This window comes from Nesterenkonia rhizosphaerae (assembly GCF_039544555.1).
GTDB classification, from domain to species: Bacteria; Actinomycetota; Actinomycetes; order Actinomycetales; family Micrococcaceae; genus Nesterenkonia; species Nesterenkonia rhizosphaerae.
The window spans coordinates 1295962-1312704 of sequence record NZ_BAABLW010000007.1; the positions used below are offsets into that span (position 1 = coordinate 1295962).

General features: G+C 63.2%; 15 protein-coding genes. 13 read left to right on the forward strand and 2 right to left on the reverse strand.

Features of this window, described 5'->3' with window-relative positions; translation table 11 throughout:
* Positions 1–2 precede the first annotated feature (2 nt).
* The 5 genes from ABEA23_RS11815 (at position 3) to hemW (ending at position 6239) form a co-directional block, all read left to right on the forward strand.
* On the forward strand, positions 3–1226 hold the full coding sequence (locus ABEA23_RS11815) for a CynX/NimT family MFS transporter (RefSeq protein ID WP_345478209.1): 1224 nt from the start codon (positions 3–5) through the stop codon (positions 1224–1226).
* A gap of 122 nt (positions 1227–1348) precedes the next feature.
* Positions 1349–2368 (forward strand): DNA polymerase III subunit delta, encoded by a 1020-nt coding sequence (gene holA / locus ABEA23_RS11820; RefSeq protein ID WP_345478210.1) that lies wholly within the window; start codon positions 1349–1351, stop codon positions 2366–2368.
* Positions 2369–2581: 213 nt separating this feature from the next.
* Positions 2582–2842 carry a 30S ribosomal protein S20 gene (rpsT, locus tag ABEA23_RS11825; protein ID WP_345478211.1) on the forward strand — a complete coding sequence of 87 codons (261 nt, stop codon included), beginning with the start codon at positions 2582–2584 and terminating at the stop codon, positions 2840–2842.
* A 208-nt stretch (positions 2843–3050) separates the two neighbouring features.
* Positions 3051–4910 carry a translation elongation factor 4 gene (lepA, locus tag ABEA23_RS11830; protein ID WP_345478212.1) on the forward strand — a complete coding sequence of 620 codons (1860 nt, stop codon included), beginning with the start codon at positions 3051–3053 and terminating at the stop codon, positions 4908–4910.
* A 42-nt stretch (positions 4911–4952) separates the two neighbouring features.
* Entirely contained in the window at positions 4953–6239 is a 1287-nt protein-coding gene (gene hemW, locus ABEA23_RS11835; protein WP_345478213.1) for a radical SAM family heme chaperone HemW, read from the forward strand.
* On the opposite strand, the gene ABEA23_RS11840 is transcribed toward hemW, so the two are convergent.
* Positions 6236–6664: a DUF4870 domain-containing protein gene (locus ABEA23_RS11840; protein ID WP_345478214.1), complete on the reverse strand. Its 429-nt coding sequence runs from the start codon at positions 6662–6664 to the stop codon at positions 6236–6238. The genes hemW and ABEA23_RS11840 overlap by 4 nt on opposite strands.
* A gap of 149 nt (positions 6665–6813) precedes the next feature.
* Positions 6814–7686 (reverse strand): DUF3097 domain-containing protein, encoded by an 873-nt coding sequence (locus ABEA23_RS11845; protein ID WP_345478215.1) that lies wholly within the window; start codon positions 7684–7686, stop codon positions 6814–6816.
* A gap of 172 nt (positions 7687–7858) precedes the next feature.
* Between ABEA23_RS11845 and hrcA the strand changes: the two genes are divergently transcribed.
* The 8 genes from hrcA to leuA all read left to right on the forward strand — a co-directional run bounded on the left by hrcA (position 7859) and on the right by leuA (position 16725).
* Entirely contained in the window at positions 7859–8875 is a 1017-nt protein-coding gene (hrcA, locus tag ABEA23_RS11850) for a heat-inducible transcriptional repressor HrcA (protein ID WP_345478216.1), read from the forward strand.
* Positions 8876–8888: 13 nt separating this feature from the next.
* Complete coding sequence (dnaJ, locus tag ABEA23_RS11855; protein ID WP_345478217.1) at positions 8889–10013, forward strand: molecular chaperone DnaJ; 1125 nt, start codon at positions 8889–8891, stop codon at positions 10011–10013.
* 7 nt (positions 10014–10020) lie between these two features.
* Complete coding sequence (locus tag ABEA23_RS11860) at positions 10021–10803, forward strand: 16S rRNA (uracil(1498)-N(3))-methyltransferase (RefSeq protein ID WP_345478218.1); 783 nt, start codon at positions 10021–10023, stop codon at positions 10801–10803.
* Between the two features lie 38 nt (positions 10804–10841).
* Positions 10842–11864: a PhoH family protein gene (locus ABEA23_RS11865; RefSeq protein WP_425577215.1), complete on the forward strand. Its 1023-nt coding sequence runs from the start codon at positions 10842–10844 to the stop codon at positions 11862–11864.
* Positions 11865–11866: 2 nt separating this feature from the next.
* Entirely contained in the window at positions 11867–12346 is a 480-nt protein-coding gene (ybeY, locus tag ABEA23_RS11870; RefSeq protein WP_345478672.1) for an rRNA maturation RNase YbeY, read from the forward strand.
* A 2-nt stretch (positions 12347–12348) separates the two neighbouring features.
* Complete coding sequence (locus tag ABEA23_RS11875; RefSeq protein ID WP_345478220.1) at positions 12349–13734, forward strand: CBS domain-containing protein; 1386 nt, start codon at positions 12349–12351, stop codon at positions 13732–13734.
* Positions 13721–14716: a GTPase Era gene (era, locus tag ABEA23_RS11880; protein ID WP_345478221.1), complete on the forward strand. Its 996-nt coding sequence runs from the start codon at positions 13721–13723 to the stop codon at positions 14714–14716. The genes ABEA23_RS11875 and era overlap by 14 nt, the downstream gene beginning before the upstream one ends.
* A 272-nt stretch (positions 14717–14988) precedes the next feature.
* Positions 14989–16725: a 2-isopropylmalate synthase gene (gene leuA / locus ABEA23_RS11885; RefSeq protein ID WP_345478222.1), complete on the forward strand. Its 1737-nt coding sequence runs from the start codon at positions 14989–14991 to the stop codon at positions 16723–16725.
* Positions 16726–16743: the final 18 nt, after the last annotated feature.

Below are 16743 nucleotides of genomic sequence, written 5' to 3' on the forward strand. Positions count from 1 at the left end.
GGATGAACGGGCATGGAGCCTGGTCCCAGCGCGGTCAGCGGCCACAGGGCTTGCTGCTGATCCTCACGGTCATGGTGGTGGCCGCGAACCTGCGGCCAGCCATCACCGTGGTCGGACCGTTGATCGAACAGATCGGCGCCGAGACGGGACTCAGTCCCACCGCGCTGGGAGTTCTCGGTGCGGTGCCGGTGCTGGCCTTCGGGGTTGTTGCCCCTTTCGTTCACCGGCTGGGGACCCGGTGGGGACCTGATCTCACTATTGCTATGGCACTGACGGTCCTTGCCGTGGGCACCGCGCTACGCTCGTTGATTCCGCATGAAGTCGGCCTGTATCTGGGGACCGCTCTGCTCTCGGCAGCCATTGGTGTGGGTAATGTGCTGGTCCCTGCGGTGGTCAAGCGGGACTTCCCCGACCATGTGCCGATGATGACCGGTCTCTACACGGCTGCGCTTGTGGGCTCGGCTGCCGTCTTCTCCGCAGCAGCTGTGCCGCTGGCCCAGTGGACCGGCTGGCAGACGGCCCTGGGCTCAGCAGCAGTGCTGGCGATCCTGGCTGCGGCGATCTGGTCCCTGCGGCTGCTGCCCAGCACTGGTGCCCCGGCACGTGCCGCGGTGAAACCGGCTGCGCTGCTGACCGGGGTGCCCGCCGCTGCCCCGGTGAACGTATGGCGTTCCCGGCTGGCCTGGCAGGTCACCGCCTACTTCGGATTGCAGTCCGGGCTGTTCTACATGCTGCTGACCTGGCTGCCGGCAATCCAGACCTCACATGGTGCCCACGAGGCAGCTGCCGGACTGTGGCTAGGGGCCTTTCAAGCGGTAGGAATCCTCGCCAGCCTGATCATCGGTCAAATCATGCAGCGCGCCCCCGACCAGCGACGGGTCTCCTCCGTGGTCGCGCTGTTCATGGTGGTTGGCCTGCTGGGTATGATCTTCGCGCCCTCGCTCATGCCGCTGTGGGCCCTGTTAGCAGGAATCTCCACGGGCTCGGCACTGCTGCTGGCGCTGACCTTTATTTCGCTGCGAGCACGCACCACCGCCCAAGTGGGACAGCTTTCGGGAATGGCGCAAGGAGTCGGCTATCTTTTTGCCGCCGCCGGTCCGGTGCTGGCAGGTGCGCTGTTCCAAGCCGCCGGGTCCTGGACACCGGTGCTGTGGGCGGCCCTGGGGCTGTGCTTGGCACAGGCCGGGATGGGGTTGCTGGCCGGCCGCAGCATCCGGCTGGACTGAAGTTGTGCGTTGGACTGCATGCCCGGCAGATCAATGTCCCTGCGACTTGCTAGGTTTGGACCTATGACGATGACGCCCCCTCAGCCGCCTGCTGGCGTGCACCTGGCTGCCCAGGAGAAGCGATGAATCCGCCGCGCGGTGCGTCGCGGGCAAAGGGTTCTCCGGCCGAGTCCGGAGCTGACTTCCGCTCAGTAGAGCCTGCCCCGCTGATGCTGCTCAAAGGCTCGGAGGACTATGTGGCGGCCCGGGCACTGGACCGGATCAAAGCCGCGCTGCGCGCTGAGCACGCAGACCTGGAATACACCCGCCTCGACGTCGCCGAGGCTGGTCCGGGAGAGCTGTCCACCCTCGCCTCGCCCTCACTGTTTGGCGAGCCGCGGCTTATTCTCGCCGAGGATCTGGCCCAGATGAGCGAGGCTTTCCTCGCTGACGCGCTGCGTTATCTGGAGGAAGGCGGGGATCCGGATGTGACACTGGTGATGCGGCATACCGGGGGGAACCGGGGAAAGAAGCTGCTGGACGCGTTGAGTCGACGAGCCGTCGTCGTTGACTGCTCCCCGGTGAAGAGCGATTCTGACAAGCTGAACTTCCTCCGCCAGGAGTTCCGTGCTGCTGGCCGCACTATCCTGCCCGATGCCGCACGTGCCCTGGTGGCAGCAGCAGGTGGCAGCCTGTCCGACCTGGGTAGCGCGAGTCAGCAGCTGATGCGAGATGTGCCCGGAGATATCACTGCTGAACAGGTCGACCGCTACTTTGGCGGACGGGTCGAAGCCAGCGCATTCAAGGTTGCTGATGCGGCCTTTGAGGGCAGAGCTGAAGCAGCGGCCCGACTCTACCGTCACGCCGTGGCGACAGGTGTCTCCCCGGTGGCCATCACGGCGGCTCTGGCGCGCAAAGCCCGCCAGATCGCTGCCCTAGTAGATCACCGCGGCCGTCACGACCAGTTAGCCTCAGCGTTGGGGGTTCCGCCGTGGCAGTTGAAGCAGGCCGCCGAGACCGCGCGCCGCTGGACACCTTCTCGGGCGGCTGACGCCGTGGAGGCCGTGGCGCAGGCCGATGCTGAGGTCAAAGGCGTCTCCCGGACACCGGAGTACGCAGTGGAGAAGGCCATCGCCCTGATCGCCGCCGGCGTGGGCAGATAACTGCTGCAGATGCTAGACTTGCACGCAGTGTCTATTGGTCTGTGAAGGACCATGCACTCCCTGCGGCGGCAAATACAGCGCGAAGCTTATGGGGCCCTCTACCCGACGAGCCGAGCGAATCGCCATGGCACCCCACGCCACTGAAGTCTCTGACGTCGCCGCGTCATAAGGGAGAGCTCTCACCAGTGAACCCGAGACAAGGAAAGACAACACGTGGCAAACATTAAGTCCCAGAAGAAGCGCATCCTCACCAACGAGAAGGCCCGTCAGCGCAACCAGGCTGTGAAGTCTGAGCTGAAGACCGCCGTGAAGAAGGTCCGCAACGCCGTGGCCGCAGGTGATAAGGACGCTGCAGTTGCCGCAAACCGTGAGGCAGCACGCAAGCTGGAAAAGGCTGTCTCCAAGGGAGTCATCCACAAGAACCAGGCAGCGAACCGCAAGTCGGGCATCGCTAACCTCGTCAACTCCCTCTGAGTTAGTTCCCTGGACGGGGAAACCCCGTCCACCCTCGGCGGGCAAGGTGTTGCCCGCCCTCACGACTGAAGGTAGTTCCGTGGACGGGGAAGGCCCACCCGCGGCAAGCTCAGACGGCACGAAGGTCCCGCACGATAAAACGTGCGGGACCTTCGTCGTAGTATTGAGGGTCAACAAGTCTGTACGCGAGCAAAGGACGTTCTCCACCGTGTCACCAAAGGCCCGCACCCCGCTGGTGCCCGCCAAGACTGATCCTGGCGCGATCCGCAATTTCTGCATCATCGCCCACATCGACCACGGCAAGTCCACACTCGCGGACCGCATGCTGCAGCTCACCGGGGTGGTCACACCGCGGGATATGAAGGCCCAGTACCTGGACCGGATGGATATCGAGCGCGAGCGCGGCATCACCATCAAGTCCCAGGCGGTGCGCATGCCCTGGGAGAAGGAAGATCAGACCTTCGCCTTCCACATGATCGACACCCCTGGTCACGTGGACTTCTCCTACGAGGTCTCTCGATCGCTGGCCGCCTGTGAAGGCGCCCTGCTGCTTGTCGACGCTGCTCAGGGCATCGAAGCCCAGACGCTGGCGAACCTCTACCTGGCCATGGAGCACGACCTGGCTATCATTCCGGTGCTCAACAAGATCGACTTGCCGGCAGCGCAGCCGGAGAAATACGCTGCCGAACTCGCCGGTCTCATCGGCTGCGACCCAGACGATGTACTCCGTGTGTCCGGAAAGACCGGAGAAGGCGTTGAGGCACTTCTCGACCGGATCGTCGAGGAGATCCCCGCCCCAGTAGGCGACGTCGACGCCCCCGCCCGCGCCATGATTTTTGACTCCGTCTACGACACCTACCGCGGAGTGGTGACCTATGTCCGTGTGGTGGACGGCAGGCTCGGACACCGCGAGAAGATCCAGATGATGTCCACCGGCGCCACTCATGAGCTGCTGGAAATCGGGGTGTCCTCACCGGAGCCGGAGGCCACCAAGGGGCTCAGTGTGGGTGAGGTGGGCTACCTGATCACCGGTGTGAAGGATGTCCGGCAGTCCAAAGTGGGCGATACCGTCACCACCGCGGCCAAACCCGCTGCTGATCTCATCGGTGGCTATGAAGAACCCAAGCCCATGGTCTTCTCCGGGCTGTTCCCCATTGATGGCAGCGATTTCCCGGTGCTGCGCGAAGCGCTGGAGAAGCTCCAGCTCAACGACGCCGCCCTGAACTTCGAACCCGAAACCTCCACGGCCCTGGGCTTTGGCTTCCGGGTGGGCTTCCTGGGGCTTCTGCACCTGGAGATCACCCGCGAACGGCTGGAATCCGAGTACAACCTCGACCTGATCTCCACCGCACCTAATGTGATCTACCAAGTCACCGCTGAGGACGGCGGCCTGCATACCGTGACCAACCCCTCCGAGTTCCCCGAGGGCAAGATCAACGAGATCCGTGAACCAGTTGTGGATGCCACCATCATCGTCCCCGCCGACTACATCGGTGCAGTGATGGAACTGTGTCAGTCCCGGCGCGGCACCATGGAAGGCATGGACTACCTCTCCGAGGACCGGGTGGAGATCCGCTATAAGATGCCGCTGGCCGAAATCGTCTTTGACTTCTTTGACCAGCTGAAATCCCGAACTAAGGGATATGCCTCGCTGAACTGGCAGGCTGCAGGTGATCAGGCAGCCGATCTGGTGAAGGTGGACATCCTGCTGCAGGGTGACAAGGTTGATGCCTTCAGTGCCATCACCCACCGTGACCACGCCTATGCCTACGGTGTGCGGATGGCCTCGAAGCTTAAAGAGCTCATCCCGCGCCAGCAGTTCGAAGTGCCCATCCAGGCTGCCATCGGTTCGCGGATCATCGCGCGTGAGAACATTCGCGCCATCCGAAAGGATGTGCTTTCCAAGTGCTACGGCGGTGACATCAGCCGCAAGCGCAAGCTGCTGGAGAAGCAGAAGGAAGGTAAGAAGCGGATGAAGATGGTCGGAACTGTAGAGGTTCCGCAGGAAGCATTCATCGCCGCACTGAGCTCTGACGAGGGCAACGGCAAGGAAAAAGCCAAGAAATGAGTCCGTCGGTGAGATTCGACTCACCGGCAGAGAACGAGATCCATGCCTTCTGTCCTGCCCCTGGGTGACCCTGTTCCTGCCGACGGCGGCTTTCCGCCCTCGGTGCTGCAGGAACTGCCGACCCGCGCGGACAAGCCCCTAGGGCTCTACGTTCATATTCCGTTCTGCTCGGTACGCTGCGGCTACTGCGACTTCAATACCTATACGGCTTCAGACCTCGGCCCTGGTGCCTCCCGACAGTCATATCCCGACACCCTGATTGCCGAACTGGAGTTCGCCGCCAGTGTGCTCGAGGCCTCCGGTGCACCCGCCAGACAGCTTTCCACGGTGTTCTTCGGAGGCGGCACACCCACCCTGCTGCCAGCAGAAGAGCTGGCCCGAATCCTGGGGACCGCGCAACGGCTCTTCGGATTCGTACCAGGTGCTGAGATCACTACCGAGGCCAACCCGGATACGGTGACTGAGCACTCAGCTGAAGTGCTGGCTCAGGCGGGATTCACCCGGGTCAGCCTAGGGATGCAGTCTGCGGTGCCCAGTGTGCTGGCCACCCTGGACCGTACACATAATCCGCAGAATGTGCCCGCTGCCCACGACGCCGCCCGTGCGGCAGGTCTGCAGACCTCAGTAGATCTGATCTACGGCACCCCGGGGGAGTCCCTGCAGGATTGGCGCAGCAGCCTCGAAGCCGCGATTGCCCTGCAGCCAGACCACATCTCGGCGTATTCGCTGATTGTGGAAGACGGTACTGCCATGGCCGCCAAGATCCGCCGCGGCGAACTGCCCGATATTGACCCCGATGACCAGGCGGACAAATACCTTCTCACCGACGAACTGCTCCAGCAGGCCGGCTACCACTGGTACGAAGTGTCCAACTTCTCCACCGCACGGGCTACCCGTTCCCAGCACAATCTCAATTACTGGCTGGACTCGGACTGGTGGGGCGCCGGCCCCGGGGCGCATTCGCACGTAGCCGGGCTGCGCTGGTGGAACGTCAAACACCCGGCCGCCTACGCTCAGCGTCTGCATGCGGATACCTCTCCCGGGCATGGGCGGGAGATTCTCGATGCTGAAGCCAAAGTCCTCGAGCACCTAATGCTTCGGCTACGCATCGCAGAGGGGCTGGATATTGCTGAGTACAACGGGCTGCCTGCACGAACTGCGTCCGGGACCGCGGCGATCAGCGCAGCTGACCTGCAGAACCTGGTGCGCGAGGGGCTCATCGAACAGGAGCCGGCGCGCCCGTCGTCGTCGGCCCCCGAAGGCCGGGCCGTCTTGACGCTGAAAGGCAGGCTGTTAGCCGACGCGGTGACCCGGCGGCTGCTGGGCTAACGGATGAAGCGGAAGTTCATGGCGTAGCGGTAGGGGCGGCCCTTATTGCACTCAATACCGCCGATCAGCCCGGAGATCGCCATGAAAGCCCAGATGAAGACGGCGCCTAAGCCGCCGATCCAGTCGATCACCGGAATAAAAGCCAGCCCGTAGAACAACAGCATGATGATGGTCAGCGGAAGCGTGTAGTTCAGCGCTTCCTTCGATTCCTGCGCGGTGAATGGCCCGCGATCCCGGAACACCAGCCAAATCACTAGTGCCGGCACGCACCCAGAAACGCCGCCAAAATGCGCCAGAGTAGCCCAGCGGCGGTCCTCAGCCGGTGTCAGCGGGGGCGCAGCAGCATCCGAACCCCTCAACTGCGCAGATGAGGTTGGGCGCGGGTCGCGACCTGCGGACCCTTGCTTGCCGTGCGACTGAGCCAACTGACACCTGCGCTTTCTGCTGGTTCCGGGGGTGGATTATGCGGAGACGCTCCGCCTACGCCTCTAGATTTTACGCAAGGTAGCTTGAAATACCCTGGCCCGGCGCGGTGTGTCAGTGAACACGCCCCCGGTGGGGCCGGCCGTCAGGGCTAGTCCACGGTGACGAAATCGATCAGTTCCTCCACGCGCCCCAGCAGCGTTGGCTCCAGATCCGCATAGCTGCGAACCCGCCCCAGAATCTGCTTCCAACCATGGGCGATATCGCGCTGGTTGGCATGCGGAAGCCCCAGTGCCCGCAGCGTCCCGACCTTGATGTCCGTGCCGCGTGGGATATCCGGCCAACGCTGCAGACCAACCCGCTGAGGCTTCACCGCCTGCCAGACATCCACATAGGGATGACCCAGGACCAGAACATTGCCCGGCGCCCCGGGAAGGGACATCGCCTGCTGCGCGATCCGGCTCTCCTTGGAACCGGGGACCAGATGATCCAACAGCACCCCGATGCGCCGCTGCGGACCGGGCTGGAACTCTGCGATGGCAGCCACCAGATCATCAGCACCGTGCAGCGGCTCCACCACTATGCCCTCGTGGCGCAGATCTTCGCCCCAGACTTTCTCCACCAGTTCTGCGTCATGGGTGCCCTCCACCCAGATGCGCGAGGCCCGTGCGGTGCGGGCCCGCTGGCGCTCCACTGCCACGGAGCCAGAAGCGGTGCGGCGCAGGCCTGGTTCCGGCTTCTTCGGCACCGGAGGCACGAGCTCCACGGGTTCGCCGTCGATCAGAAAACCGAAGCCCAGCGGGAAGGCGCGCACTTTGCCCCGGCGGTCCTCCAGGCGCACCACTTTCATGCCGCCGGAGGCCTCGACGCCGATCACAGCCCCCACCCAGCCGCTTGCTCGCTCTTCTACTACAGTGCCTGCTTCTGCGGGGGCCTGGCGCACCTGCCGAATCTGCTGGCGTCGTCGTGCCGAGAGGTCCTGGGCACCCCAGGAGGAATAGTCTGTGGGGAAGTTGGGCGTCACAAGCACCGGAGCCTAGCAACCGTGGGCTCAGCTATGGGCTGAGAAACACCGTGGACAGCTCAATCCTCGCCTCTGGTGCCATCAGCACCTTGTAGAATTAGCAGTCGAAGATCGTGAGTGCTAAGCACCGGGAGTCCCGGTGCTTGATCCATCAGCCAGGGGAGGTGCGAGGATGTCGGATACCCGGCGGCTGCAGGTGCTGCGCGCGATTGTGGAGGACTATGTCCACACCAGGGAGCCGGTGGGCTCAAAGGCCCTGGTAGAGCGCCACAATCTGGAAGTCTCACCAGCTACCATCCGCAATGACATGGCCCACCTGGAAGAGGAAGGGCTCATCGCAGCCCCGCATACCTCTGCCGGCCGCATCCCCACTGATTCTGGCTACCGCGTCTTTGTGGACAAAATCACCGAAGTCCGCCCGCTGACCCGCGCCGAGCGACGCGCCATGGACACACTGCTGGAGACCGCAGATGACCACGAGGCCATGCTGGAGCAGACGGTGCGGCTGCTGGCGATGCTCACCAATCAGGTGGCGGTGATCCAGTATCCGCAGCACAGCACCGCCAAGATCCGGCATATCGATGTAGTGAAGATGCACCCGCATAAGGCGCTGACCATCGTGATCCTCTCCTCGGGGAGAGTGGAACAGCGTATGGTCACGCTCTCCGACGAGGTCGAGGAAGAAATGTTGGCCAGGATCGGCCAGCGGCTCTCGGAGCAGCTCTACAGCCGGTCCGTCTCAGCGCTTCCGCTGCCCATCGATTCGCTGATCGGCTCCATCGAGCCGGCCGCCCAGCCGGCTATGGCGGTGATCGCTCAGGCCGTGGAAGCCACCCTGGAGGCAGGGCGCGTAGATCGCATCATCATGTCCGGTACTGCTAACCTCGCCAAGTCGGGCGGCGACCTGGGTCCCTCTATTGCTCCCATCCTCGAAGCGCTCGAGGAGCAAGTGGTGCTGTTGAGACTGCTGCATGAGATGCAGCAGGAACATCACGGACTCTCGGTGCGGATCGGCCGCGAAACCAGTCATGACTCCCTGGCCGAAACCGCCGTAGTGGCTGCCGCCTACGGGGAGGCCGACGGCGCCAAACTCGGCGTTGTGGGACCCACCCGAATGGACTACGGCACCACGATGTCCGCCGTGCGCGCCATGGCCCGATACCTGTCCCGAATACTCTCCGAAGGGTGACCAAAAAGTTCGCATGAGCTCTGACTACTACTCGGTGCTGGGCGTTGAGCGCAGTGCCTCCACTGACGAGATCAAGAAGGCCTACCGTAAGAAGGCCCGCAAGCTTCACCCCGACGTGAACCCCTCCGATGATGCTGCTGAGCAGTTCAAGATGCTGGGCCGGGCCTATGAGGTGCTCTCTGACCCGGAGAAGCGTCGCAACTATGACACCACCGGCGACGAGAATGGCCGCCCTGCAGGCTTCGGCGGTGCAGGTGGCGGCGGTTTCGGTGGTTTCAGCGATATTTTCGAGACCTTCTTCGGAGGCGGTTCCGCAGGTGGACCGGCCTCCCGCACCCGGCGAGGTCAAGACTCCCTGATCCGCGTCCGCATCGACCTCCAGGATGCCGTTTTCGGCACCACCAAGGAGATCGAGGTCGAAACAGCGGTGACCTGCAGTGTGTGCAACGGCTCCTGCATGCGCCCCGGCACCACACCCACCACGTGCCCTGACTGCCACGGTCAAGGCCAGATCCAGCGCCCCATGCGCTCAATCCTGGGCACCGTCATCCAGACCCAGACCTGCTCCCGCTGCGCTGGCTTCGGCAACATCATCGAAGACCCCTGCCAGGAGTGCGACGGCCAGGGGCGGGTCCGCGAGCGCAAGACCCTGAAGGTCAAGATCCCTGCCGGTGTGGACAAGGGCAACCGCATCCACCTCGCCGGTGAAGGCGAAGCCGGTCTGGCAGGTGGCCCCGCCGGTGACCTGTTCATCGAAGTGGATATCCGCCAGCACCCGGTGTTCACCCGGCGCGGCAATGACCTCCACGCAACAGTCACCATTCCGATGACCTCAGCCGCCCTGGGCACCACGGTAACCCTGGAGACCTTCGACGGCACCGAGGAGATCGAGGTCCGTCCAGGCACGCAATCCGGTGAGGTCATCACCCTGCGCGGCAAGGGCGTGGCCCACCTGCGCGGAATGGGCCGCGGTGACCTTAAAGTCCACTTGAAGGTGGAGACCCCCACAAAGCTCAGCGATAAGCAGCGCGAACTGCTGCGCATGCTGGCAGAGGAGCGCGGCGAGAAGCCGGGGGAATCCTCCACTGAGCACCGCGGAGTCTTCTCCAAGCTGCGCGAAGCCTGGCGGGAGCTCTGAGCAGAGTATGACCGCACCGCTGTTCCACTTAAGTCCCGGAGCGCTCGAGGGTGCTGCGGTGGGATCCTCCATCACCCTCACTGGAGCAGAGGGACACCACGCTGCCACGGTGATGCGCCTCGGTGTTGGTGAGCAGGTACTGCTCTCCGATACCCAGCAGACCCAGGCGATCGGCGTCGTCGTGGCAGTGGGCAGTGGTGAACTGACCATCCAGCTCAGCGAACTGGAGATTCAGCCTGCTCAGCTGCCGCGCCTGGTGCTGGTGCAGGCACTGGCCAAGGACAAACGCGACCTGCAAGCCGCAGAATCGGCCACCGAGCTGGGGGTGGATGCGATCATCCCTTGGCAGGCCGAGCGTTCCGTGGCGCGCTGGAAACCCGGACGCGAGGAGAAGAAGCACGCCGAATGGGTGAACCTGGTAACTGCCTCGGCCAAACAGACCCGGCGCACCTCCATCCCAGAAGTCCGGCAGCTTTGCACCACAGCGCAGTACTGCCAGCAGATCGCTGGGACACAAGAGATCGGCGTCGTCGTTCTTCATGAAGTCCAGGAACGCTCTCTACGCAGTTGTCTCACCGATCTAGGCGCACTGGAGACTAGCCCCGCAGTGCAGGAACTGCACCTGGTGGTCGGACCCGAAGGCGGGATCAGTGAGCGGGAAATCGAGCAGCTGACGGCCGCCGGGGCATACCCCGCCCGGCTCGGAGCCCACGTGCTGAGATCCTCCACTGCCGGGCCTGCTGCAATTGCCGGGACCCAGCTGCTGCTAGGTCGCTGGGAATGGGACTAAACTGACACCACCATCCGCACTGAACTAGCGAGGTTCTCATTACTGAGGCAACCACTGCCAACGTCACCGAGCGCGAAGTCCACTTCGCCGACGCCGAGACCATGTTCCGCACTCTCGGGGCCCAGGACATGGCCCTGCGGATTCTCGCGGGGCTCTATCCCGATGCCAGCATCGGGCTGCGCGAAAAGCTCATCACGGTCTCCGGTCCCGCCACTGATGTCTCTCAGATCGTCGAGATCCTGACCCAGCTGAAGACCCTTGCGGCATCAGGCACTACCGCCACCGAAGAGATCATCGAGCAGATCGCCATGATGGTCCGCGCCCAGGCAGCCCGCGCCTCTGCGCGAATCGTGGCCACCAATATCCTTTCCCATCGCGGCCGCAGCATTCGCCCCAAGACCGCCAATCAGCAGCGCTATGTGGACACTATTGATGAGTCCACCGTGGTCTTTGGCATCGGCCCCGCAGGTACCGGTAAGACCTATCTGGCGATGGCCAAAGCCGTTCAGGCCCTGCAGGCCAAGGAGATTAATCGGATCATTCTGACCCGACCGGCAGTGGAGGCCGGTGAGAAACTGGGCTTCCTGCCCGGCGGACTCAGCGAGAAGATCGACCCCTATCTGCGGCCGCTCTACGACGCCCTGCACGACATGCTGGATCCCGAATCGATTCCGCGGCTGATGGAATCGGGCACCATCGAGGTGGCACCGCTGGCCTATATGCGCGGACGTACCCTCAACGACTCCTTCATCATTCTGGATGAGGCCCAGAACACCACCGCTGAGCAGATGAAGATGTTTCTGACCCGACTGGGATTCAACTCCAAGATCGTGGTGACCGGCGATATCACTCAGGTGGATCTACCGCGCGGCACCGATTCCGGGCTGCGCACTGTCTTGGAGATCCTTGAAGACGTCGAGGACATCAGCGTGTGCCGCCTCACCAGTGAAGACGTTGTCCGCCACGCGCTGGTGGGACGGATTGTGGATGCCTATGAGAAGCATCAGGCCTTGACCTCCGGAGGAGCCCGCGGGCCCCGGCGGGACGGAGGTCGGCGGTGAGCATCAGCATTGAAGATGTCTCAGCCTCCGGTCTGGTCAGCGCTGAGGATCTTGCGGAGCTGACCGATCTCACCGCCTACCTCTACGCGCAGCTGGGCTTGAGCGCAGCCGTGGAGCTGTCTCTGAGCCTGGTGGACGAAGCAGAAATGGAGCGCCTCCACCTGGAGTGGATGGACTTGCCCGGCGCCACCGATGTGATGAGTTTCCCGATGGATGAACTTCGTCCGGGGAGTCCCGAAGCTCCGGTCAGCGAAGGTACCCTCGGCGATATCGTGCTCTGCCTGGCAGTGGCCCAGGCCCAGGCCGAAGCCGCAGGACACTCCATCACCGATGAGCTATGCCTGCTGACCACCCACGGGGTACTGCATCTGCTGGGCTATGATCACGACGACGCCGCCGAGCGCGCGCAGATGTTCGGGCTGCAGAAGCAGCTCCTCGAGCAGTTTTTGGGCAGGGAAGCTCCTGTGCCCACTACTGACTGATCATGACCATCACGATACTGATCTTGGCTGCGGTGACCGCTGCAGTGCTTGCCTTCCTGCTGTCCACCGCTGAGGCCGCTTTCATCCGCCTGAGCCGACGCGAGGCGGAGGACATCGCCCAGCGTCACGGTTCCCGCGCGGTGGAACGGATCCTGGCCGATCCGGTGCCACATACCCTGGCGCTGCAGTCCTGGCGATGGGTGCTGACTACCGCCGTGGTGGTGCTGACCACTGTCACTGCCGTGCTTGCCATAGGTGAGCTGGTGCTCGGAGCGGTGGTGGCCGCCGTCGCCCTCGCTGTCTCTGGGCTGGTCAGCGCTGCGATTTCCCCGCGGAAGATCGGGCGTGCCCACCATCTGCTGATTTCCGCAACCACCGCCCGTATGGTCCGCGGCTTGCGGCTGAGCCTAGGCCCCCTGCCGGAGTGGCTGTCCCGAATGGGGGCGAAGCTGCTGCCGGGGACCGCAGGAGCGGACCAGGGATTCTTCGACGACGACGAGCTCCGCGAGTTCGTGGCCCGAGCCAACGAATCGGACCTGATTGAAGACAGCGAAGCCGAGCTGCTGCAGTCGGTCTTCGATTTCTCCGCCACCCGTGTGCGCGCGGTGATGGTCCCGCGCACCGATATGGTCACCGTAGCCGCCGACGCCAGCCTGGAAGAGGCCATGATGCTCTTCCTCGGCTCCGGCTACTCCCGGGTGCCGGTCACCAGAGGGTCTGCTGATGACATCACCGGAATGGTCTACCTCAAAGACGTGGCCTTCTTAGAGCACATGATGCGCATCGGCAGGGCACCACAGGCCTTTGCCGGTCGGGACTCCACCGCCATCGCCGTTGAAGAGCTCCAGCGTGATGTTCGCTATGTGCCCGAATCCAAACCAGTCAGCGAACTGCTCTCCGAACTTCAACGCGAGTCCACCCATGTGGCGGTGGTGATCGACGAGTACGGCGGCACCGCAGGCCTGGTCACACTGGAGGACCTGATCGAAGAGCTGGTCGGTGAAATCGTGGATGAATATGACCACGAGGACGCCGAGATCGAGGACCTCGAGGACGGTCAGCGTCGGCTTTCGGCACGAATGAGCATTGATGACTTTGCTGAACTCTACGACCTCGATCTCCAGGACGAGGAAGAAGTAGATACCCTTGGCGGACTGCTGGCCAAAGCTCTAGGGCGAGTGCCCATCGCCGGATCCGAGGTCCAGATCCGCGGGCGCAAGGAGTCCAGCAGCGTGGTGCTGCGCGCTGACCGTCTCACCGGCCGGCGCAACCGGGTCAGCCATGTGCTGGCCTGGGAAGTAGAGGAGTATCGCGGCGCCAGAGGCGGCGTCGGCACTGAAGACGAACAACCTTCCCTGCATGAGGAGTACGCCCATGAGCGAGTATGAGACCACCGATCCGGCTTCAGCGGCGTCGCTGTTCCCCGAATACGGCGAGGACTACCGAGCGGGATTTGCCAGCTTTGTGGGTCGCCCCAATGCAGGGAAGTCCACGCTGACTAACGCCCTGGTGGGCGAGAAGGTTGCTATTACCTCCTCCAAGCCGCAGACCACCCGGCACACCATCCGTGGCATTGTGCACCGTGAGAATGCCCAATTAGTGCTGGTGGACACCCCCGGTCTGCATAGGCCGCGGACCCTGCTGGGCAGCCGACTCAACGATTTGGTCATCGACACCCTGAGCGAGGTCGACGTCGTGGGCTTCTGCCTCCCAGCCGATGAGAAGATCGGACCCGGAGACAAGTTCATTGCCTCCCAACTTGCCAAAGTCTCGCATAAGCCGGTGGTGGCCCTGGTGACCAAAACCGACAAAGTTGGACGCGATCAACTCCCTGAACAACTCATCGCCGTAGACCAGCTCGGGCGGGAACACCTGGCCAAAGAGGGAAAACAGGCTGAAGGCTTCGCCGCGATCATTCCGGTCTCCGCCGTCGAAGGCAAGCAGGTCGAGGTGGTGGCTGAGGAACTCATTGCCATGATGCCGAAGTCCCCGCCGCTGTATCCCACCGGCGAACTCACCGATGAACCAGAAACCGTGATGATCGCTGAGCTGATCCGCGAAGCCGCCCTCGAAGACGTGCGTGATGAGCTGCCGCACTCCATAGCCGTCACCGTGGAGGAAATGCTGCCGCGTGAGGACCGGCCCGAGGACAAGCCATTGCTGGATGTCCACGCCACCATCCACGTGGAGCGCGATTCGCAGAAGGCCATCATTATCGGTCGCGGCGGCTCACGGCTGAAGGCCATCGGCAGTCAGGCGCGAGAAGGCATCAAGAAGCTCCTGGGCACCCCGGTGTATTTGAACCTGCATGTCAAGGTCACCAAAGAGTGGCAGCGCGATGCCAAGAAGCTCAACCGCCTGGGGTTCTGAGCTAGTCCCGCCGGGGGCTGTCCACATCCTGGACCGGCTGGGCAGGGGAGTTTCTCGGCGTCGTCGCCCGTGCTAGGTTCTCACACGTGCAGAGCATTCATCACAGCGCACTACTACTAGAGCTTCTCCGCCGCAGCGGGGAAGAGCTTGTGCGCGAGTAGCACACCGCGGGCAATCTTCCAGGTCGAATCCCCGCTGCGGAGTCACCGGTCACTCACCGGTTCATCGGCCCCGCAGACACTGAACTTCACCTCTCACCTGAAGGAAGATCCATGCGAAAGCTCCAGAAGCCCTCCCAGATGTCCTACCAGCGGTACACCCCTTTCCAGGACCAGATCAGCGTCACGCTGCCGGACCGCACCTGGCCGGACAAGGTCATCAGCAAAGCGCCGCGCTGGTGCGCCGTGGATCTGCGCGACGGCAACCAAGCACTGATCGATCCGATGAGCCCTGAACGCAAGCACCGGATGTTCGATCTGTTGGTAGCCATGGGCTACAAAGAGATCGAAGTGGGCTTCCCCTCGGCCTCGCAGACTGACTTCGACTTCGTGCGTCAGCTCATCGAGCAGAACAAGATCCCTGAGGATGTCTACATCCAGGTGCTCACGCAGTCCCGCGAACACCTGATTGAGCGAACTTTTGAAGCGATCGACGGCGCCCCGCGCGCCATCGTCCACCTGTACAACTCCACTTCGGTACTGCAGCGGGAAGTGGTGTTCAAACAGGACAAGGACGGCATCGTCGATATCGCCACCAGTGGGGCAAGGCTGTGCAAGAAGTTCGAGGAGAACCTCACCCACAACACGCAGATCGTCTATCAGTACTCGCCAGAGTCATTCACCGGCACGGAGCTGGACTTCGCCGCGCATATCTCTGATGAGGTTGTGGAGATCTTCGGGGCCACCCCGGAGAAGCCGGTGATCGTCAACCTGCCGGCCACCGTGGAGATGGCCACCCCGAACGTCTACGCCGATTCCATCGAGTGGATGCATCGCAATCTGCGCAACCGGGACTCCATCATCCTCTCCCTGCACCCGCATAATGACCGCGGCACCGGGGTTGCGGCCGCCGAGCTGGGCTACCTGGCCGGGGCAGACCGGATTGAGGGCTGCCTCTTCGGCAACGGTGAACGCACCGGTAACGTGGACCTGATCACCCTGGGCATGAACCTCTTCAGCCAGGGAGTCGACCCGGAAATCGACTTCCGCAATATGGACGAGATCCGCCGCACCGTGGAGTACTGCAATCAGATGCCAGTGCCCGAGCGTTCACCCTATGGTGGGGATTTGGTCTTCACCGCCTTCTCCGGCTCCCACCAGGACGCCATCAAGAAGGGCTTCGACCATATGGATGCCCGGGCCGAGGCACTGGGCGCAGACCGCGATGAGATCACCTGGGCCGTGCCGTACCTGCCCATCGATCCCAAAGACATCGGGCGCAGCTATGAAGCGGTGATCCGTGTGAACTCCCAGTCCGGCAAGGGCGGGGTGGCTTATGTGCTGAAGACCGAACACGGCATTGATCTGCCGCGCCGGGCACAGGTGGAGTTCTCCGGGGTGATCCAGCGCCGGGCCGACGACGGCGGGGGAGAGGTCTCCCCAGCAGAGATCTGGCGGATGTTCCAGGACGAATACCTTCCGGTGGATGCCGAGGACCGCCAGTGGGGCTACTACCGGCTGGGAGAGGTCAACACCTCATCCACTGCCGCTGGCGAGTTCTCCATGGAGGTGGAACTGAAATCCGGTGGCAGCGTGCGCACCAAGCACGCCGAGGCCAATGGTCCGATCGCAGCACTGCTGCAGATCTTCGCCGAGGAAGGTGTGGACGTCCGACTGCTGGACTACACCGAGCATGCGATGAGCCAGGGCGGCGATGCCCAGGCAGCCAGCTTCGTGGAGCTTGCCATCGGCGAACGTGTTCTCTGGGGTGTGGGCCTTGATCACAACACCACTCTGGCTTCGCTGCAGGCGGTGATCTCCGCGGTCAACCGCGCCATTCGTGATGCTTAAGCACTGCCAGGAGTAGTC